This window comes from Arthrobacter sp. D1-17, assembly GCF_054130535.1.
This window is the reverse complement of sequence record NZ_CP096382.1, coordinates 1518876-1537927: the sequence shown is the minus strand read 5'-3', so window position 1 is coordinate 1537927 and position 19052 is coordinate 1518876. Positions and strand designations below refer to the sequence as shown.

General features: G+C 64.9%; 18 protein-coding genes and 1 tRNA gene. 11 read left to right on the top strand and 8 right to left on the bottom strand.

The window, feature by feature from the left end; translation table 11 throughout:
- Window positions 1-109 precede the first annotated feature (109 nt).
- The 6 genes from M1E01_RS07170 to M1E01_RS07145 all read left to right on the top strand — a co-directional run bounded on the left by M1E01_RS07170 (window position 110) and on the right by M1E01_RS07145 (window position 4870).
- Entirely contained in the window at window positions 110-586 is a 477-nt protein-coding gene (locus tag M1E01_RS07170; RefSeq protein ID WP_457974372.1) for an FMN-binding protein, read from the top strand.
- 70 nt (window positions 587-656) lie between these two features.
- Window positions 657-1529, top strand: a complete 873-nt coding sequence (locus M1E01_RS07165; protein WP_457974371.1) for an FAD:protein FMN transferase — start codon at window positions 657-659, stop codon at window positions 1527-1529.
- The gene (locus M1E01_RS07160) at window positions 1526-3088 is read left to right on the top strand and encodes a ferredoxin--NADP reductase (RefSeq protein ID WP_457974370.1); all 1563 of its coding nucleotides are present in this window, start codon (window positions 1526-1528) and stop codon (window positions 3086-3088) included. The genes M1E01_RS07165 and M1E01_RS07160 overlap by 4 nt, the downstream gene beginning before the upstream one ends.
- Before the next feature lie 148 nt (window positions 3089-3236).
- Window positions 3237-3309, top strand: a tRNA-Arg gene (locus M1E01_RS07155).
- 150 nt (window positions 3310-3459) lie between these two features.
- Window positions 3460-4503, top strand: a complete 1044-nt coding sequence (locus M1E01_RS07150) for a M4 family metallopeptidase (RefSeq protein WP_457974369.1) — start codon at window positions 3460-3462, stop codon at window positions 4501-4503.
- A 61-nt stretch (window positions 4504-4564) separates the two neighbouring features.
- Window positions 4565-4870 carry a protealysin inhibitor emfourin gene (locus M1E01_RS07145; RefSeq protein WP_457974368.1) on the top strand — a complete coding sequence of 102 codons (306 nt, stop codon included), beginning with the start codon at window positions 4565-4567 and terminating at the stop codon, window positions 4868-4870.
- Here M1E01_RS07145 and M1E01_RS07140 read toward each other — a convergent pair.
- On the bottom strand, window positions 4867-5835 hold the full coding sequence (locus M1E01_RS07140) for a helix-turn-helix domain-containing protein (RefSeq protein WP_457974367.1): 969 nt from the start codon (window positions 5833-5835) through the stop codon (window positions 4867-4869). The two genes, M1E01_RS07145 and M1E01_RS07140, sit on opposite strands and share 4 nt — an antisense overlap.
- An 81-nt stretch (window positions 5836-5916) precedes the next feature.
- Between M1E01_RS07140 and M1E01_RS07135 the strand changes: the two genes are divergently transcribed.
- Window positions 5917-6084: a hypothetical protein gene (locus tag M1E01_RS07135; RefSeq protein WP_457974366.1), complete on the top strand. Its 168-nt coding sequence runs from the start codon at window positions 5917-5919 to the stop codon at window positions 6082-6084.
- 54 nt (window positions 6085-6138) lie between these two features.
- Here the strand turns inward: M1E01_RS07135 and M1E01_RS07130 are convergent, their stop codons facing one another.
- Window positions 6139-6423, bottom strand: coding sequence for a muconolactone Delta-isomerase family protein (locus tag M1E01_RS07130; protein WP_457974365.1), 285 nt, complete (start codon window positions 6421-6423; stop codon window positions 6139-6141).
- Between the two features lie 192 nt (window positions 6424-6615).
- Between M1E01_RS07130 and M1E01_RS07125 the strand changes: the two genes are divergently transcribed.
- Together M1E01_RS07125 and hrpA are read left to right on the top strand one after the other, a co-directional pair.
- Window positions 6616-7197: a response regulator transcription factor gene (locus tag M1E01_RS07125; RefSeq protein WP_457974364.1), complete on the top strand. Its 582-nt coding sequence runs from the start codon at window positions 6616-6618 to the stop codon at window positions 7195-7197.
- 75 nt (window positions 7198-7272) lie between these two features.
- A complete protein-coding gene (hrpA, locus tag M1E01_RS07120; protein WP_457974363.1) occupies window positions 7273-11226 on the top strand; it encodes an ATP-dependent RNA helicase HrpA in 3954 nt (1317 codons plus the stop codon).
- Between the two features lie 60 nt (window positions 11227-11286).
- Here hrpA and M1E01_RS07115 read toward each other — a convergent pair whose 3' ends face one another.
- The 3 genes from M1E01_RS07115 to M1E01_RS07105 all read right to left on the bottom strand — a co-directional run bounded on the left by M1E01_RS07115 (window position 11287) and on the right by M1E01_RS07105 (window position 13906).
- Window positions 11287-11715 (bottom strand): HIT family protein, encoded by a 429-nt coding sequence (locus M1E01_RS07115; RefSeq protein ID WP_457974362.1) that lies wholly within the window; start codon window positions 11713-11715, stop codon window positions 11287-11289.
- Window positions 11712-12902 carry an NAD(P)-dependent alcohol dehydrogenase gene (locus M1E01_RS07110; RefSeq protein ID WP_457974361.1) on the bottom strand — a complete coding sequence of 397 codons (1191 nt, stop codon included), beginning with the start codon at window positions 12900-12902 and terminating at the stop codon, window positions 11712-11714. Before M1E01_RS07110 ends, M1E01_RS07115 begins: the two co-directional genes overlap by 4 nt.
- Before the next feature lie 149 nt (window positions 12903-13051).
- Window positions 13052-13906, bottom strand: a complete 855-nt coding sequence (locus M1E01_RS07105) for a sulfurtransferase (RefSeq protein WP_457974359.1) — start codon at window positions 13904-13906, stop codon at window positions 13052-13054.
- Between the two features lie 96 nt (window positions 13907-14002).
- Between M1E01_RS07105 and M1E01_RS07100 the strand changes: the two genes are divergently transcribed.
- Window positions 14003-15085 (top strand): PLP-dependent cysteine synthase family protein, encoded by a 1083-nt coding sequence (locus M1E01_RS07100; protein ID WP_457974358.1) that lies wholly within the window; start codon window positions 14003-14005, stop codon window positions 15083-15085.
- 1 nt (window position 15086) lies between these two features.
- On the opposite strand, the gene M1E01_RS07095 is transcribed toward M1E01_RS07100, so the two are convergent.
- On the bottom strand, window positions 15087-15758 hold the full coding sequence (locus tag M1E01_RS07095) for an MBL fold metallo-hydrolase (protein WP_457974357.1): 672 nt from the start codon (window positions 15756-15758) through the stop codon (window positions 15087-15089).
- Between the two features lie 107 nt (window positions 15759-15865).
- Here M1E01_RS07095 and M1E01_RS07090 point away from each other — a divergent pair, with 107 nt between their 5' ends.
- Window positions 15866-16333 carry a Fur family transcriptional regulator gene (locus M1E01_RS07090; protein ID WP_457974893.1) on the top strand — a complete coding sequence of 156 codons (468 nt, stop codon included), beginning with the start codon at window positions 15866-15868 and terminating at the stop codon, window positions 16331-16333.
- Between the two features lie 15 nt (window positions 16334-16348).
- Here M1E01_RS07090 and M1E01_RS07085 read toward each other — a convergent pair whose 3' ends face one another.
- A complete protein-coding gene (locus tag M1E01_RS07085) occupies window positions 16349-17419 on the bottom strand; it encodes a hemolysin family protein (protein ID WP_457974356.1) in 1071 nt (356 codons plus the stop codon).
- Window positions 17412-18959 carry a hemolysin family protein gene (locus tag M1E01_RS07080; RefSeq protein ID WP_457974355.1) on the bottom strand — a complete coding sequence of 516 codons (1548 nt, stop codon included), beginning with the start codon at window positions 18957-18959 and terminating at the stop codon, window positions 17412-17414. Before M1E01_RS07080 ends, M1E01_RS07085 begins: the two co-directional genes overlap by 8 nt.
- Window positions 18960-19052: the final 93 nt, after the last annotated feature.

The window sequence follows — 19052 nt, the reverse complement described above, 5'->3', positions numbered from 1 at the left end:
GCATTCGACGTCACAGCAAAATTGTAGGGAAATTCACAGCTTGAACCTTTAATCTGTTTTAGACGTCGTCACACCCGGTAAGTGCCCGTACGAACGAAACGAGACACCCGTGAACCTTTCTCCCCGCAAAAGCCTGCTCCGTAAAAGTCTCTTCGCCGGCGTGACCGGACTTTCCCTGGCTGGAACGGTGGCTGGCTGTGCGCCCTCGGCCCAGCAGTCAGCAGCACAGGAGAACCAGCCTGCAGCGACCGGCTCAGCCTCCTCGTCTTCAGCTTCGAATCCAGGGTCCGGCGCCTACAAGGACGGCACCTACAGCGCGGACGGCAACTACAGGTCGCCCAACGGCACCGAGACCGTGGGTGTACAGCTGACGCTCAGCAACGGCACCGTCTCGGCTGTGGAGATCACCCAGCATCCGTCTAACCCGAACACCCGGAGGTTTCAGGGTGAATTCGCCGGCGGCATCGCAGCACAGGTGGTGGGCAAGAGCCTGGATGAGATCAAGGTCTCCAAGGTTGCCGGTTCATCCCTGACCAGCGGCGGCTTTAACCAGGCAGTCGAAGAGATTAAGGCGCAGGCAGCCTAGGCAGGCGCGGCATGGACACCACGGCGGACCGCCCGGCACAGCGCGGTAAGAGGAAGCCAAAGGAGGCCCCATGCCGCACCCCGGCTGGCACGACTTCCGTTTTGACGGGATAGGCACCGCGTGGGAAATCTCCACGCCCAGGCGGTTGGAAACCGCGCAGCGCCACAGCCTGCTCACCGAGGTGGAGCGGTACGACTCGGCGTGGTCGCGGTTCCGCCGCGATTCGGTGGTGAGCAGGATGTCGGAGCGCGCGGGCCAGTTCGAGCTGCCGGCCGAATCCGCGGCCCTCGCGGACCTCTACCGTGAGCTATACAGCCTCAGTGGCGGAGCCATGACACCCCTGATCGGCCGGAGCCTGGAGCAGCTCGGCTACGACGCCGGATACTCCCTCCGGCCCCGTGGCCCCGCAGCAGCGCCGCCGGCCTGGGACGATGTCCTGGTATGGAGGGGAACCTCCGCCAGCACCACAGCGCCCGTGGTGCTGGACGTGGGGGCCGCAGGCAAGGGCCAGCTCGTGGACCTGCTGGCCGACGTGCTGCACAGCCAGGGTGTCAGCGACTTCTTCATCGATGCCAGCGGTGACCTCCTGAACTATGGAGAGGATCCTGTGACGGTGGCATTGGAACATCCCTATGACCCCAGCCGGGCGATCGGAACGATCCCGCTGGGAGCAGGTGCGCTCTGTGCCTCAGCTTCGAACCGGCGGGCTTGGGGTGACGGACTGCACCACGTCCTGGACGGGACTACCGGCAGGCCGGTAACCACAGTGGTTGCGACGTGGGCTGCGGCGCACACGGCCATGGAGGCCGATGCCCTGGCCACCGCCCTGTTCGTCGTACCCGCAGAGCAGCTGGCGTCCAGCTTCCGGTTCTCCTGGCTCAAGGTTTTTTCCAACGGCAGTGCGGAATATTCCGCGGAATTCGAAGGGGCGCTGTTTAGATGAGTTCCACCACCACACAAGCGCGGATCCCGCCCGTCAGCGCGCTGGATACCTTTCTCGGACGGTTTACCATGTACCGGCTGGTGATCCTGGTCCTTGCCGCCCTCGCCGCCTACAGCCTGGTGCTCGACGTCCTGGGCTGGCTGACGTTCGGCCTTGGCAACCTGGCAGCCCACCTCGCACTGTGCCTCGGGCTGACCTACGCTTCAAACCGTGCATTCGCGGCAGTCTTTCATGTCAGGCCGCATTCCGAATCCTCACTCATTACCGGCCTCCTGCTGTACTTCCTGTTCTGGCCCCCAGAGCTCGGCCCGGTATTTGCACCGGCTGACCTCGCCGGAGTGGCCCTGGCGTGCATCCTTGCCTCCGCGTCCAAATACGTCCTGGCCTGGCGGGGCCGCCACGTCTTCAATCCGGCGGCCGCCGGAGCCTTCATCACCGGCCTGACCGGACTGAACATCGCCACATGGTGGGCCGGTATCCCCGCCATGCTGTTGCTGCTGGTTCCTGGGGTGCTGGCCGTGGTGTACCGGACCAGGAAAATGCTCATGGCCTTAGTGTTCACCGTGGTGGCCACGTCCATTGCCGCCGGCACCACGCTGCTGGAACCGGGAGCCGACTTGGGCACGGCCGTGTGGCAGCCGCTGGCGCAGAGCCCCGTGCTCTTCTTCGCCGGGTTCATGCTCACCGAACCGTTGACACTCCCGCCGCGGCGCCGGCAGCAGCTGGTGCTGGCCGCCGTCGTCGGAATCCTTTTTGCAACCCCCTTTAACTTCGGCTTTATGGCGAACTCGCCGGAGCTGGCCCTGCTGGCCGGCAACCTGCTGGCCTTCCTGGCCGGCCAGCGCGGCGGCGTGCGGCTCCGCTTCAGCCATTCGCGCAGGCTGAGCCCAACGGCCACGGAATTCGTTTTCCGGCCGCGCCGCCCCCTTCGGCATGAGCCCGGCCAGTACGTGGAGCTGGATCTGCCGCACGGGAAATCGGACGGGAAGGGCAGGCGCCGGGTGTTCAGCCTGACAAATTCCCCGGACGCGGAGCACGTGAAGATCGGAGTCGGCACCGCCGCTCCCGTCTCCGCCGCCAAACGCCAGCTCCTGGCCCTCAAACCCGGGGAGGAGCTTACGGCTACCACGGTGGCAGGTGACTTCGTCCTGCCCACAGGATCGAATGAGCCGGTTTTGCTTATCGCTGCCGGCATCGGGATCACGCCCTTCCTCGCGCACCTTTCCAGCGGGTTGGCGGACCAGCAAGACACGGTCCTGCTCTACCTGGCAAGGAACGCCGCGGAACTCGCATATGCGGATGAGCTGGAACATTCCGGCGCGCGGATCATCGCGCGGCTGGCCGACGGGTCCAGCCCGCCGGATTTCATGGAAGATGCGGCAGCCCGCTTAAAACCGGGCGCCCGTCTGGACGGCCATTCCCTGAAGCTCCTGGTCCCGGACATCGCCGGACGCACGGTGTTCATCTCCGGCTCCCCTGCCAGCGTGGGCTTGCTGAAGCGTGCTGCCCGGCAGGCTGGAGCACGGCGGATCCGGGTCGATTCGTTCGCGGGGTACTGAACCCGGATACCGTCTGGGGCACCGGGCCCGGTACTGGGCCGGTACTGGGCCGCTGATGCCAGGCAGGGGCGGACGCCGATTTTCCATTAGAGCCCACCTTCCTGCTAAGCTCTAGGACGTCCAGCCGGTAACGGCAGGATCCCTGGATGCCCTCGTAGCTCAGGGGATAGAGCGTCTGCCTCCGGAGCAGAAGGCCGTAGGTTCGAATCCTATCGAGGGCACAGAAGAACCCCGCCGTTTCAGCGAAACGGCGGGGTTTTCTGCTTGCCCTGGACGCTGCCGCGGGTTATGAGACAGTGGCCGCCGGCGAACGGACAGCGCCGCCGTGTGCCTGAGGAAGATTGTCGGCGGGCACTCGTAGGCTGATTTCCATGATCTGTTCCATCATCCCCCCGTACATGCTCAAACGACTGGCCGCACAGGACGCGCCCAGGTTCACCGCTGTCCGCAGGGCTGCAAAAGAGGCGCTGCTGCATGTGAAGACCGTGCAGGCGGCGAGGACGGCTCCTGCTCCCGAGGCGCCCCGGGGTTTGAGGCAACTGCAGCCTGCACCTGTGAACAGGTCGGTCTTCGATGCCAAGGGCGGCGAATCCCTTCCCGGCGTGCTCATACGGAAGGAAGGCGAGGCCCCAGTCGGCGACCCCGCCACCGACGAGGCCTACGACGGCCTGGGCCGCACTCACAGCCTGTACGCCGATGTCTTCGGCCGTAACTCCGTTGACGGACAGGGAATGCCCCTCAATGCCACCGTCCACTTCGGCAGACTGTATGACAACGCTTTCTGGGACGGCCAGCAGATGGTGTTCGGTGACGGTGACGGCGAGATCTTCGAACGGTTCACCCGGTCCCTCAGCGTGATCGGCCACGAACTGGCCCACGGTGTGACGCAGTATTCGGCCGGTCTGGCCTACCGGAACCAAGCCGGTGCCATCAACGAGTCGTTCTCGGATGTCTTCGGTGCCCTGGTGGAGCAGTATTACCGGAAGCAGTCCGCGGCTGAGGCCAGCTGGCTCATCGGCGAAGGTCTCTTCACTCCCCAGGTTCAAGGCTCGGCGCTCCGCTCCATGAAAGCCCCCGGAACTGCCTACGACGACGACGTGCTGGGCAAGGACCCGCAGCCTGACTCAATGGACAGCTACGTCCGTACCAGCACGGACAACGGCGGTGTCCACATCAATTCCGGCATTCCCAATCGGGCCTTCTGCCTGGCCGCCCTATCGGTCGGCGGCAATGCGTGGGAGGCACCAGGCCACATCTGGTACGAGACACTGACCGGAGGTTCCCTGCCGCCGACTGCCACTTTCAGCGTCTTCGCCAAGGCCACGGCAGCATCCGCAAAGGAACTGTTCGGGGCGGAGTCCGCAGAGCATGACGCCGTGCGCCAAGCGTGGGAAACTGTGAAGGTAAAGCTCTGACCTTCCGCCGGGGCGCGTTTTCTCCGCGCATCCGGCTGCCCAAGGACCACCGGGACCTGCCATGAAAATCACAGTTGAGCGCAGCGGCGGGCTTGCTGCGCTGACACGCACCTGGACAGTTCAGGCCACGACAGACACCGACAAGAGCCGCTGGCAGCCCATCGTGGAAGCCTGCCCGTGGGACGCTGTCTCCGACTCCCGGCGGGTGGCGGACGGACAGCCGGACCGGTTCATGTATTCCATCCGGGCGGGCCAGCACCGGGCCACCCTGCCCGAAAGAGCAGTGACCGGTCCGTGGCGCGTCCTCGTCGACAGGGCCCGGGCGGCCGCGGAGGAAGAGTCCCACGACGGCACCGGCCAGCCCTAGCTGGCAGGAGAAAGCTGGCCGCGGAATGCCCGGCGGTAGGACTGCGGGCTGGTATCCAGAACTTTCGCGAAGTGATGGCGCAGCAGCACGGGGTGGCCGAAGCCTGACTGGCGCGCGACTTCATCAATAGTCAGGTCAGTCGACTCCAGCAGCTCCTGGGCCCGCAGCACCCGCTGGGAGTTGAGCCATGCCGCCGGCGTGGCCCCCGTCTCGGCCCGGAAACGGCGGGCGAACGTTCTCGGTGACATATGCACTCTTGCGGCGAGCTCGTGGACAGGGTGCTCCTCATCCAGGCTCTGCACCATCCACTCAAGCAGGTCCTCCATGGGCTGTGAGCCGCACTCGGGCATGGGCCGGTCGATGAATTGTGCCTGGCCGCCGTCGCGGTGTGGAGGCACCACCATGTCCCGGGCTATGGCAGCTGCCACTGCCGCGCCGAACTCCACACGGACCAGATGCAGGCAGGCGTCTATGCCGGCCGCCGTACCGGCGCTGGAAATGATCCGGCCGTCCTGGACGTAAAGGACATTTTCATCCACCAGGACCTTGGGGTACTTCGCTGCCAGCTCGCCGGAGTAATGCCAATGCGTCGTGCAGCGGCGCCCGTCCAGGAGCCCTGCCCGGGCCAGCGCAAACGCGCCGGAGCAAATGGACATGACCCAGGCACCGCGCTCGTGCGCCGCCCGAAGGGCGTCAAGGACTTCCTCCGGGACGTCATCCTCCCGGCCGTAGGGCGCCATGATGACCAGGTCCGCATCGGCTGCCGCCTCCAGCCCAAGGCTTATCTTCATGCTCAGGCCTGACTTCAGGACGATGTCCCCCGGCACCGGCGCACAGACCCTGAAATCAAACTGAGGAACGCCGGTGCCGCGGTCGGACCGATCGATGCCGAACACCTCGAAAGCGGTACTGAACTCAAAGATCGAAAAGTTGGGAACCGCAATGACCGCCACTGATCTGAGCATGCATCCAGTATGGCAGAAATTTGTTCTTTATAGTCCTTTCTGCCACTTTTTTCCTTCCCGCGCCGGGAGAACCATGGAGCTATGGAAATCTTCGGAATCGCCCTTGTTGTCCTGATCCTCATCTCGGTTGCAGCCACTTTCACCGCCGTTGCCCGTGACGGGCGCGGCCACACACCCCCGGAATATTCGATCCGGGACTGGTCTGCACTCGAGCTGCCCAGCAGGAATCACACCACCCGCGCCCTCTAGGATGGGCGGCGAAAGCAAAGGACCCGGCGGAAGCCGGGTCCTTTGCTGTGGGGGTCAGCCGACGGCGATGTCGGACGGATGCAGCACCAGGGGCGTAACGTCGATTTCCATATAGGGGAACAGCGGCAGTCCCCACAGGATCTCGTGCAGACGTTCGTTGCCGGCGACATCGAAGATGCTGAAGTTGGCGTATTCGCCCACGCACCGCCAGATGTTCTGCCACTCCCCCTTGCGCTGCAGCTCCTGTGAGTAGGCCTTCGCCGCGGCAAGCAGCTCTGCCTTGGCTACCGGATCCATGTCCCGGGGGACGCTGACGTTCATGCACACTGCAAAAAGCACGGGTTTTGCTCCTTTGTTTCGTCGCCTGTTTCGTCGCCGGTGCCAGTTAGGCGCGGGCGGCGTCGAGGACGAAGTCGTACGTGACCTCGCTGCCGGAACCGTCGGTCCGCGGCGCCGGGCTCAGGACCAGCTCCGCCAGCGGGGTGACTCCGGCAGTTTCAGGAGTCAGCGGAAACAGGAAGACCAGGGGAAGTGCGCCGATCGGGAAAAGGCCGCGCCAGTCGGAACGCCGGCCGCCTCACCGAACGCGGAGCCCAGCACCATCGGCTCCAGATGGGCAAGGGCTGGCTGCATCTGGCCATGGACCGGGTGGAAGAGGCCAGGGCGGAATTGGCCGGGGCGGTCCCTACAGAGTTCGCGCACGGTTCGCAGCGCATCTCTCTCTGGGCACAGGCATGGCTGGCCAGGGCCGACTTCGCCCTTGGCTCCTGGGACGATGCGCTGCGGACCGTCCAGCCTGCCCTGGCGATGCAGGAGGAGTCGGGCATCGAACTGTTGCGGCCGCTGCTCCACTGGACCGGAGCCCAGATCCAGGCCCTTCGCGGGAACTGGCACGCGGCTGCCGACCATCTGGAACTGGGCGCTGCGTCGCACGACCTTACGGAACAGGAAAAGGCGGTGGCGGCCCTTGTTGCGTCAGGCCTGAGCAACAAGGAGGCGGCGGCTGAGCTGTACGTGTCGGTCAAGACCGTCCAGTACCACCTGACCCGGATCTACGCGAAGCTTGGCGTGACGTCCCGTTCGGGTCTCGCGGCCATCTACCCCGGCAGGTAACGACTGCCACCGGCAGTCGTGACTGCCCTGCCGCCACAGGCAGCAGCCAGAAGCAGCAGTAGACTGGATCCAGCCATGACTTTTCACATCTCCTACCCCGCCGAGCTGCCGGTATCCGAGCGCCGCGAGGACCTGATGGCCGCCATCGCTGCCAACCAGGTGACCATCATCGCCGGTGAGACCGGTTCCGGAAAGACCACGCAGATCCCTAAGATGTGTCTGGAACTGGGGCTCGGCGAGAACGGCCTGATCGGCCACACGCAGCCGCGGCGCCTGGCCGCAAGGACCGTGGCCGAACGCATCGCCTCCGAACTGGGCGTGGAGATCGGCCAGGAAGTAGGCTTCCAGGTCCGCTTCACCGGCGAAGTGAGCAAGTCCACCAAGGTCAAGCTCATGACGGACGGCATCCTGCTGGCAGAAATCCAGCGCGACAAGCTGCTCCGTAGGTACAACGCGATCATCATCGATGAGGCCCATGAACGCAGCCTCAACATCGACTTCATCCTCGGCTACCTCAAACGCATCCTGCCGCAGCGGCCGGACCTGAAGGTGATCATCACGTCCGCCACCATCGATCCCGAGCGCTTCGCGAAGCACTTTGGTGCGGAAGACGGGCCGTCTCCAATCGTTGAGGTGTCCGGCCGCACCTTCCCGGTGGAAATCCGGTACCGGCCGCTGTCCCAGCCAGCCGGCGGCGCGGCTGCCGGTGATGAAGAAGACAACTCCTCGGACGACGAACTCGAGGAAGACCGGGATCCGCTGGACGCGGTGTGCGACGCCGTCGACGAACTCGCCCAGGAGGCCCCGGGCGACATCCTCATCTTCTTCTCCGGCGAGCGGGAAATCCGCGACGCCGCCGAGGCCTTGAACGCCCGGATCCAGTCCAACCGGCGGCTGGCCGGCACCGAGGTCCTGCCGCTCTTTGCCCGGCTGAGCCTGCAGGAACAGCACCGCGTCTTCAACCCGGGCGGCAAACGGCGGATTGTGCTGGCCACCAACGTGGCCGAGACCTCCCTGACCGTGCCGGGCATCAAGTACGTCATCGACACCGGAACCGCGCGTATCTCGCGCTACTCACACCGCACGAAAGTCCAGCGGCTTCCGATCGAGCGGGTGTCCCAGGCCTCAGCCAACCAGCGTTCGGGCCGCTGCGGCCGTGTTTCCGACGGCATCGCCATCCGCCTCTACTCAGAAGAAGACTTCGAGTCCAGGCCGCTGTACACGGATCCGGAAATCCTGCGCACCAACCTTGCCGCGGTCATCCTGCAGATGACGGCCATGGGCGTGGCCCGCGGCCCCAAGGACATTGAGACCTTTCCGTTCGTGGAGCCGCCGGATTCACGGGCGATCAACGACGGCGTGGCCCTCCTCAGGGAGCTGGGCGCCTTGAGCACTCCGCAGGCCGCCAATACCGCCGGCAAGGGTGAGGGCCGCAACGGCGGCGGGCTCACTGCCGTCGGACAGAAGCTTGCCCAGCTGCCCGTGGATCCGCGGCTTGGGCGCATGATCGTGGAAGCCGGCAGGCGCGGCTGTGTCCGTGAGGTCATGATCCTGGCAGCGGCGCTAACCATCCAGGACCCGCGCGAACGCCCAACCGATAAACAGCAGCTGGCCGCGGAGAAGCACGCCCGCTTCCGGGACGAGAACTCCGACTTCACCGGCTACCTGAACCTCTGGAACTACATCCACGAGAAGCAGCAGGAGCTCTCCTCCACGCAGTTCCGCCGCCTGTGCCGGAACGAATTCATCAACTACCTGCGCGTCCGCGAGTGGCAGGACCTGTTCGCGCAGCTCCGGCAGCTGGCCCGCCCGCTGGGCATCAGTCTGGACAACAAGCGGCAGGCAGACCCCGTGGGAAACCATGAAGGCGTGCACATCAGCCTGCTCTCCGGGCTGCTGAGCCACATCGGCATCCTGGACGAGCGGAAGCGGGAATACGCCGGAGCCCGCGGGACCCGCTTCGCCATCTTCCCCGGGTCGGCCCTGTTCAAGAAGGCCCCGACGTTCGTCATGGCCGCCGAACTCGTGGAGACCAGCCGGCTTTGGGCGCGCGTGGCTGCCAGGTTCGAGCCGGCCTGGGCCGAACAGGTGGCGCCGCACCTGATCAAGCGCAGCTACAGTGAACCCCACTGGTCCAGCAAGATGGGCGCGGTCATGGCCTACGAAAAGGTCACCCTCTACGGCGTCCCGGTCATCGCCCAGCGCCGGATCAACTATGGCAAGGTCGATCCGGTCCTCGCCCGCGAAATGTTCATCCGGCATGCGCTGGTAGAGGGCGAATGGAAGACGCACCACAAGTTCTTCCACCGCAACCGTGCGCTGCTGGAGGAAGTTGAGGAGCTCGAAGCGAGGGTGCGCCGCCGCGGCCTGCTGGTGGACGATGAGACCCTTTTTGAGTTTTATGACGCCCGCGTGGGTAAGGACGTCGTCTCCGAGCGGCACTTCGACAAATGGTGGAAGGAAGCCCGGCAGCAGGAGCCGGCCCTGCTGGACTTTGACCAGTCACTGCTCCTGAGCGAAGACGCGGACTCGCTCGACGAGTCCGCGTATCCCAAGACGTGGCTGCACAAGGGTTTCGAGCTGCCGCTGACCTACGAATTCCATCCGGTGGCGCCCGGCTCGCCGCCCAACCCCTCCGACGGCGTTACCGCCGAAGTGCCGGTCCTGTTCCTGAACCAGCTTGAGGACACCCCTTTCCGCTGGCTGATTCCGGGCCAGCGGGTGGAACTTGTCACCGCGCTGATCAAGTCGCTGCCCAAACAGATCCGGAAAAACTTCGTGCCCGCACCCGACGTCGCCCGGCAGGCCGTGGCAGCGCTGGAGTCCGACTTCGACCCGGCCGAGGATGAGCTTGAGTCCTCCTTGGAACTCGTGCTGCGGCGTCTGCGCGGCCACATTATTCCACCGGGCTCCTGGAACTGGGAAGCTGTCCCGCAGCACCTGCGCATGAGCTTCAAAGTGGTGGACGGCAGGGGCAAAGTTCTGGATGAGGGCAAGGACCTCGAGGCGCTTCAGGAAAGGCTTGCTCCTGCCACCCGAAGGGCAATCGCGGAATCGCTGGGCGCGACGCCGGCCACTGCGGGGCCCCGCGCTGCCAAAAAGGGTGCAGGCTCCGCCGCCACGGCGACTCCTGAGGAGGGACGCCCCGCATCCCACGGATTCACCGAACGGTCGGGCCTGACCGAGTGGTCTTTTGGCACCGTCCAGCGTGAAGTCAGCGTTACGGTCAGGGGCCACACTGTTACCGGCTACCCGGGACTCGTGGACGAAGGAAAGTCAGTTGCGCTGCGGGTTTTCCAGACGGCGTCGGAACAGCAGGAAGCCATGCGCGGCGGCGTCATCCGCCTGCTGGCCCTCAGGGTGCCGTCCCCGGACCGCTACGTCCTGGAACACCTCAACAACACCGAGAAACTGACGTTCAGCCAGAACCCGCACGGATCAGTCTCCGCCTTGATAGCTGACTGCGCCCTTGCCGCGATCGACAAGCTCACTCCGGCGGAACTGCCGTGGGACCAGGCATCCTTCGACGCCCTTTATGAGCAGGTACGCGCGGATCTGATCGATACCGTCTTCAGCGTGACGGCAGTGGTGGAGCGCATTCTGGCCAGCACGCGGCGGATCGAGAAACAGCTGCAGGGCACTACGAGCCTTGCGCTCATCAGCGCGCTAAACGACATCAGGAGCCAGCTGGAGCAGCTGGTGTACCCGGGCTTTGTCGCCAAGACGGGCTACGCCCAGCTGAGCCAGCTGCCGCGGTACCTCGCGGCCATCGAAAAGCGCCTCGAGAAACTGCCGGGCAACGTGCAGCGGGACGCGCTCAGCATGGCGGCAGTGCAGCGGCTGGAGGATGAGTATGACGACGCCGTGTCCGCTCTCCTGCCGGGACGCCGGGCCGGTGCTGAACTCACCCAGGTGCGCTGGATGATAGAAGAGTTCAGGGTGAGCCTGTTCGCCGTCGAACTCGGAACCGCGTACAGCGTTTCCGAGAAGCGGATCCGGACTGCCCTGAACAAAGCCCTGGCAGGGTAGTCCAAGGGCCGCAGCGTACTCCAGGCCCTTGACTACCCGCTCAGCTTCAACTTTCCGGTTTCAGCTCTCCGGCACGAACTCCCCGTAACCGGCGTCGCGGAGCCCGGCGCGGAGCTTTTCCGCGTTCGCATCGAGCCTGGCCGGATCCGGGTTGTGGTCAGCCGTGGAAAAGTCGAACTCCGCCATGCTGTTGGAGGGCCACACGTGAACGTGCATGTGGTTGATCTCGTAGCCGGCCACGATAAGGCCGGCCCGCGCAGATCCGAACGTCTCCACCTGGACCGCGCCGATACGGCGGGCCACCTCCATCACCTTGGCCAGCGTCTCGGGCGAAGCATCAGTCCAGCGGTCCACCTCCTCGGTAGGAACGACGAGCGTGTGCCCGTCGGCCAACGGCCCCATGGTCAGGAACGCCGACACATCAGGCTCCCGCCAGACAAACCGGCCGGGTATCTCTCCATTGAGAATCTTGGTGAACAGCGTGCTCATGCGTCAGCCCTTTCCGACGGTGCCTGCAGTGTGGTGGTATCCAAGACAAAACGGTACTTCACATCACCTGCGACCATCCGGTCATAGGCCTCGTTGAGCTGCCCGGCTCCGACCAGTTCGATGTCCGAAACGACGCCATGCTCGGCACAAAATTCCAGCATTTCCTGGGTTTCAGCGATTCCGCCGATCAGGGAACCGGCGTAGGAAATCCGCCGCCTAATCAGCGCCCCGGGGTTGACGGGCGGCATTGCCTCGGAGGGCAGGCCCAGCTGGAAGAGTGCCCCGTCGCGGCGCAGAGTTTTGAAGTACGGATTGAGGTCATGCGGGGCAGCCACCGTATCGATGATCACGTCGATGCTGCGGTTCTCAGCGGCCATCGCCTCCCCATCCCGGGAGAGGACGACGGCGTCAGCCCCCAGTTCCAGCGCAGCTGAGACCTTCGATTCGGAGGTGGTGAAGACCTTGACCGTGGCGCCCATCGCCTTGGCCAGCTTGACGGCCATGTGGCCTAGGCCGCCGAGTCCTACGACACCCACCACGTCCCCTTCTTCGACGCCGAAATGGCGGAGCGGGGAAAAGGTGGTGATGCCGGCGCACAGCAGCGGTGCCACCGCAGCCGGGTCGAGGGTTTCCGGCACGTGCAGGACGTAGCGGCGGTCCACCACAACAGAGGACGCGTAGCCGCCCTGGGTGACGGCATCTGCGTTCCTGCGGTCCTTGGCGCCGTAGGTGCCCGTCATGCCCTGCTCGCAGTACTGCTCCAATCCCTCCAGACAGCTCCCACATTCCCGGCAGGAGTCGACGATGCAGCCGACTCCCACGAGGTCGCCCGGGGCGAAGTCATCTACATGAGCACCGACACGGCTGACCCGGCCAACGATTTCGTGACCGGGGACCAGCGGGTAGTTCTGCATGCCCCATTCCCCGCGCGTGGCATGCACGTCCGAATGGCACAGGCCGCAGAACTCGACGGAAATTTCCACGTCATCCGCCTTCGGCGCGCGACGCGCAATGGTCAACGGCACCAGACCGCTGGCGCTCGAGACGGCGCCGCGGGCGGCGGCGAGCAGTCCTTCCCCGGCCTGCCCGGGTGCCAGGTGCTGCGCTGTGTCTTGGGCTGGCGCACTGTCGTCAGCTGGCGGAATGCGGAGGGCAAGGGGCGGCGGCACGGGGCGTCCAGGAGTCATACTCCGACGCTACCTGCCGCAGACAGAACTGTGCCACCTCGACACCGCCGCCGTGGATCCGGACGGTTCGGTTCCCTACAATGCAGGGCCCTACAATGCAGGGCTCTACAGTGCAGGGCCCTACAGTGCAGGGTTCTGCAGCCCAGGGGTTAGGGTGCAGGTGCTCCATCCGGCGCAGGGCCTGTCGCGACGGGCCATGACGGGTCATTGGACCATTCTGAGAAGGACCCTGGAAAAAGGGATGCCGGGATTCCCGCTATTTCAAGTGCCGCGATCTGGTGGGCGGCTGTGACACCCGAACCGCAGTAGACCGCCGTCGGGGTTTCGGCATCCGCGCCCAAACGTGCGAAACGGCGCCGCAGCTCCTGCACGGGCAAAAAACGCCCATCGCGGTCGAGATTTTCGGTGGTGGGGGCGCTGACGGCACCGGGGATGTGGCCCGCGCGGGGGTCCACCGGTTCTATCTCGCCCCGGTAACGTTCTCCGGCACGCGCATCGAGCAGTACGCCGTGTTCTGCCCATTCGCCCGCTTCCGCCGCAGTGATGGTGCCCATGCCGTTGTCGGTGAAAACAACATCTCCAGGGGCCGCTTCCTCCGCGCCGGAGCGCAGCGGCAGCCCCGCCCGACGCCAGGCGGCCAGGCCGCCGTCGAGCAGGCAGACATTGCGGAAGCCGGCGTTCCGGAGCATCCACCAGACGCGGGCGGCAGAAGTACTGCCGGCGTCGTCATAGGCAACCACGGTGTCACCGACACAGATCCCCCAGCGGCGGGCGGCAGCCTGGAACGCGGGCAGGGCCGGCAAAGGGTGCCGGCCACGGCCCGGCTCCCCCGGAGCCGCCAGCTCCGTCGGCAAGTCAACGTACACTGCGCCCGGGACATGCGCCTCAAGGTAGTGCGCGCGGCCCTCGGGGTCGCCCAACGACCAGCGCACGTCCAGCAGCACAGTTCGCTGGCCGGACTCCATCCGGGCGTTGAGGGTGGGCACGTCCATGAGCGGATCCACTCGGTCTCCTTCGGCTGGGCTGGGACCGGCTCCTGGCGCCGGCCTTCAGACCAACTCTATCGATCGGCCGGATGCCTCTGCGGGTAGGCTAGGGCGGTGAATGGAGCAGGAAACCGTGACCGGACGTGGGCTGATGAAGCCATCCGCAAAATCGACGCGGAGAACAACAGATCGGCGGACACCCACCTGTATTCTGTACCGCTGCCCGAGCACTGGGGCGTCCAGCTGTACCTCAAGGACGAGTCCACCCACCGCTCCGGGAGCCTGAAGCACCGGCTGGCCCGGTCGCTCTTCCTGTTTGGACTGGTCAACGGCTGGATCAGGGAAGGCACCACGATTGTGGAGGCCTCCAGCGGCAGTACTGCAATTTCTGAAGCCTACTTTGCGCAGCTGCTGGGCCTGCCCTTCATCGCGGTCATGACCCGCACCACGAGCCCGGAAAAGATCGCCCTAATAGAACAGTTCGGCGGCGCCTGCCTCCTGGTGGACCACGCATCCGAGGTCTATGCGGCAGCAGCGGAGGTGGCCACCACCAGCAACGGCCACTACATGGACCAGTTCACCTATGCAGAGCGGGCAACTGACTGGCGGGGCAACAACAACATCGCCGAATCCATCTTCGGCCAGCTCGCCCAGGAGGATCACCCGATCCCCCGGTGGATCGTGGTTGGAGCGGGCACGGGCGGGACCAGCGCCACGATCGGCCGGTACCTCCGGTACCGCCGCCATAAAACCCAACTGACCGTCGTGGACCCCGAAAACTCGGCCTTCTATCCGGGCTGGCAGAGCGGCGCAGCCGGCTTCAACACCGGCCGCCCTTCCCGGATCGAGGGCATCGGACGGCCCCGCATGGAGCCTAGTTTCGTACCGTCAGTGATCGACCGCATGGTCCAGGTGCCGGACGCGGCGTCAGTTGCCGCCATGCGGCACCTGTACACTTTGGCGGGACTCCATGCAGGACCTTCCACCGGCACCAACCTGTGGGGCGTCTGGCAGTTGATCGCGGAGATGATTGCCCAAGGCCAGCGGGGAAGCGTGGTTTCGCTGATGTGCGACGGCGGCGACCGGTACGCGGGCAGCTATTACAGTGAGCCGTGGCTGGCAGCGCAGGGGCTGGATCCCCGCCGCCACGAGGACACCATCAGAGTGTTTTTCAATTCGGGCGCGTGGGAACCGTAGCTCAGAGGTCTACGGACTCCCGCGCTGCCAGGTGCTCGTACGCCGTACCGTACTTTGCGCCGAGGCGCCTGACATGGCCTTCCACCAGCTCAAGGCCGGCGCTGTTGAGCAGCGCGTCATGGATGGGGAACGCCCGGGGCGCGCGGACTCCAATGACGAAATCCACCACTTCGCTGACCTTGTTCCATGGTGCGTGCACGGGCACCAGCAGGGTTTGGACGCTGATGCCGTCCGGAATGATGAACGAGTCCCCGGGGTGGTACACGTTGCCGTCCACGAGATAGCCGATGTTGGCAACCAAGGGGATGTGCGGGTGGATCAGGGCGTGTTGCCCGCCGAAGCTTCTCACATCGAACCCGGCAGCCTCGAACGACGTTCCGGGCTCCACGGTGTGGATGCGCGACAAGGCATCGGCTGCTTCCCTGCGCATTGTGTCGGCCACTCCCAGCGGCGCGAACAGCTCCAGTTCACGGTTCTGAATAAGAGCGGACTTCACAGCCGCCACATCGACGTGGTCGTGGTGTTCGTGCGTCACCAGGACCGCCCGTGCACCGTCCAAAGCCTCGGCCGACTCCGAGAACGTTCCAGGATCAATCACAAGGGCGCCGCCGTGCTTTTCGCCGCCGTTCTTGTCGAGGCGGATGCAGGCGTGCGTGTACTTAGTCAGCTTCATCCGGCCAGCCTAGGCAAGGCGCCAATCAGTGTCCACGGCAGTTTTCACAGACGGCCGGCTGGTAATCTTGAACACTGCAAGTATCCATGAGCGAAGCGAGTCCATTCATGCCACACGGCGCCAGCGCTGACGGCAGGCCGCTGACCCCGCTGGTTGCGGCCGGCGGCAAAGAGCAACGGGTCACGAAGCAGCGGCTTGCGGTAAGTGCCGCGCTGGATGAGCTTCATGACTTCGTCAGCACGCAGGAACTGTACCGGATCCTGCAGAACCAGGGTGTCTCCGTTTCCCTGGCCACGGCCTACCGTATTCTGCAGTCCCTCGCCGATGAAGGCCTTGTGGATGTGCTGCGCAACGGCGACGGGGAAGCCGTCTACCGCCGCTGCGCCGTCACCGGCCATCACCATCATCTCCTCTGCCGCAGCTGCGGCAAGGCGGTGGAAGTCGAAGCCCCCGCCGTGGAAACGTGGGCGGCGCGGACGGCCCAGGAGCACGGTTTCACTGAGGTGGCGCACACTGTCGAGATTTACGGACTGTGCCCTGCCTGTGCGGCCCGGCAAGCCGGCACCGGGAAGTAGGCTACCTGCCGCCAGTTACTCCCCGTTGCCGGCGCCCAGCCGGCGGATGCCCTTGGCTTGGGTTGCGTCCCGGATCTCACCCACGAGCTGCTCGATGACATCTTCCAGGAACAGCACCCCGTCAGTTTGGCCGTCCGGTCCAATGACTCGAGCCAGGTGCGAGCCCGTGCGCTGCATGACGGACATGGCGTTCTCTATTTCAGCATTCCGCGGGAGATTCGCCAGCGACCGGATCCGGCTTTCGGCAATGGGATGCCCGTAGCCGGACTCTGGAATCGACAGCACATCCTTGATATGCAGGTAGCCGGCCAGCATGCCGTCGTCGTCTACCATCGGAAACCGGGAGAAACCCGTACGGCTCACCGCCTTTTCAAACTCCAGCGGTGTCGCCGAGGTTTTCAGCATGACCAGGCGCTCCAGCGGAACCATGACGTCCGCGGCGGTGTACTCAGAGAACTCGAGCGCGCCGGTGATAAGGCCGGCGTCGTCGTCTACGAGCCCGTGTCGGGTTGACTCCTGCACGATGGACTGCACTTCCTCGAGGGTGAAGGACGAATTCACTTCGTCCTTCGGCTCAATCCGCATCAGCTTGAGGATGTGGTTGGCAGACCAGTTCAGCGTGACAATCACCGGGTTCACGATGCGCGCCACGAACATGAGCGGCGGCGCCAGAACCAGGGCCGCCTTGTCAGCGACCGACACCGAGATGTTTTTAGGGACCATCTCTCCAAACGTCACATGCAAGAACGTCACGGCCATGAGCGCAATACCGAAAGCGCCAACGTCGGCAACCTCCTTGGGCACGCCGAGTGCTTCCAGCGGAACAGCAAGCAGGTGATGGATTGCCGGTTCGGCAACCAGCAGGATCAGCAGTGAGCAGACGGTGATGCCCAACTGGGCACATGCCAGCATCAGCGAGACGTTCTCCATGGCCCGCAGCGTGGTCTGGGCACGTCCGGAGCCAGCCTCAGCCAAGGGTTCAATCTGGCTGCGGCGCGCCGACATCACGGCGAACTCAGCCGCCACGAAAAAGGCGTTGCCCATCAGCAGCAGCACCAGCCACACAATTCCGGCCCAGTCACTCATGCCGCACCGCCTTCCGGGAGCCGGCATCTTCCGGCCCCACCGATCCGGCTTCCAGATTTTCCGGGCCGCCGTTCCTCTGCTTCGCCCTCGGCTTGGCGCCGTTTACCGGCTTTCCGTTTCCCGGCTTTCCGTTTCCCGGCTTTCCGTTTCCCGGCTTTCCGTTTCCGGGCTTATTGCTTCCCGTCTTGGCACTTCCGGTCTTGGCATTTCCGGCCCCAGTGGGAATGGAGCCATAAACCGCCTCCCCGCGGTCCGGCTTGTAGCAGATCCTGTCTACCCGGCGCCCGTCCATCCGGGTCACGGTCAGCGTTCCGCCCCCGACATCCACGGTGTCTCCCACCGCGGGGATGCGCCCAAGCTCACTCATGACGTAGCCGCCCACCGTTTCGTAGGCCGCCTCATCGGGAACGGTGAGGCCGGGTATCTGTTCAGAGAGTTCATCGGGCCGGAGGAGGCCAGGGAAATACCAGTCGCCGGAGGCGCTTTGCAGGAGTCCCGGGCGAACCCTGTCGTGCTCGTCGGCCACTTCTCCGACGATCTCCTCGACAAGGTCCTCCAGGGTGGCGATGCCGGCAGTTCCGCCGTACTCGTCAAGCACCACTGCCAGCTGCAGGTTGCCTTCCCTAAGCTCGGCCAGCAACGCGTCGAGGTGGATGGTTTCCGGGACGCGGAGAACATCGGTCATGATCGCCCCGGCCTCAAGGTTAGGCCGCCGCTCCCCTGGCACGGCAATCGCCTTCTTGACATGGACGAGCCCTCGGATGTCATCGGCAGAATCACCGATCACCGGAAAACGCGAATAGCCGGTGCGCCGGGCGGCGTCGAGAATGTCCGAAACGGGCTGGTCGGCGTCGATGGTCTCGACCCGGATGCGCGGAGTCATCACATCGGCAGCAGTCCTCCCCGAGAAGTTCAACGTCCGCGAGATGAAGTTTGCCGTGCCCGGATCCAGGGTGCCCATGGCGGCCGACCGCCGCACGAGGGAAGCGAGCTCCGCCGGGGTCCGTGCTCCGGATATCTCCTCTTTAGCTTCGAGGCCGAAGACGTTGAGCACCCTGTTCGAGAAGCCATTGAGAAGGATGATGGCGGGCTTGAAGATCGCCGTAAACATGAGCTGCGGACGCGCCAGCGCCCGGCCAATGCGGAAGGACAGGGCAATCGCCATGTTTTTCGGAACCAGTTCGCCGAGCAGCATCGACAGCAGCGTTGCCAGCACCATGGCGAGAATGAGCGAAACAGACTTCGCAACGGCCTCGGGAAGCCCGACGGCAGCCAGCGGCGCATGGATCAGCGCGCCGACCGATGGCTCCATCACGTAGCCGGTCAGCAGGGTTGTCATTGTGATGCCCAGCTGACAGCTGGACAACTGCGTGGACAACGACTTCAGGCATTTGAGCAGCGGGACCGCGGCTGTGTCGCCGTCGTCCACCGCGCGTTGCACTGTTGGTTGGTCAAGGGCAATCAGTGAAAACTCGACAGCTACGAAGAAACCGGTGCCGAGAATGAGCAGGAAACCTGCTCCGACAAGAAGCCACTCCATTCAGCAACCTGCCCTGAACCGCAGGAAGAAGCGGCTGGCGAGGTGGTCTCTGTTTGCTCCTGAAGAGCCCGGCGGAGGCTGGTCGGCAGCGGC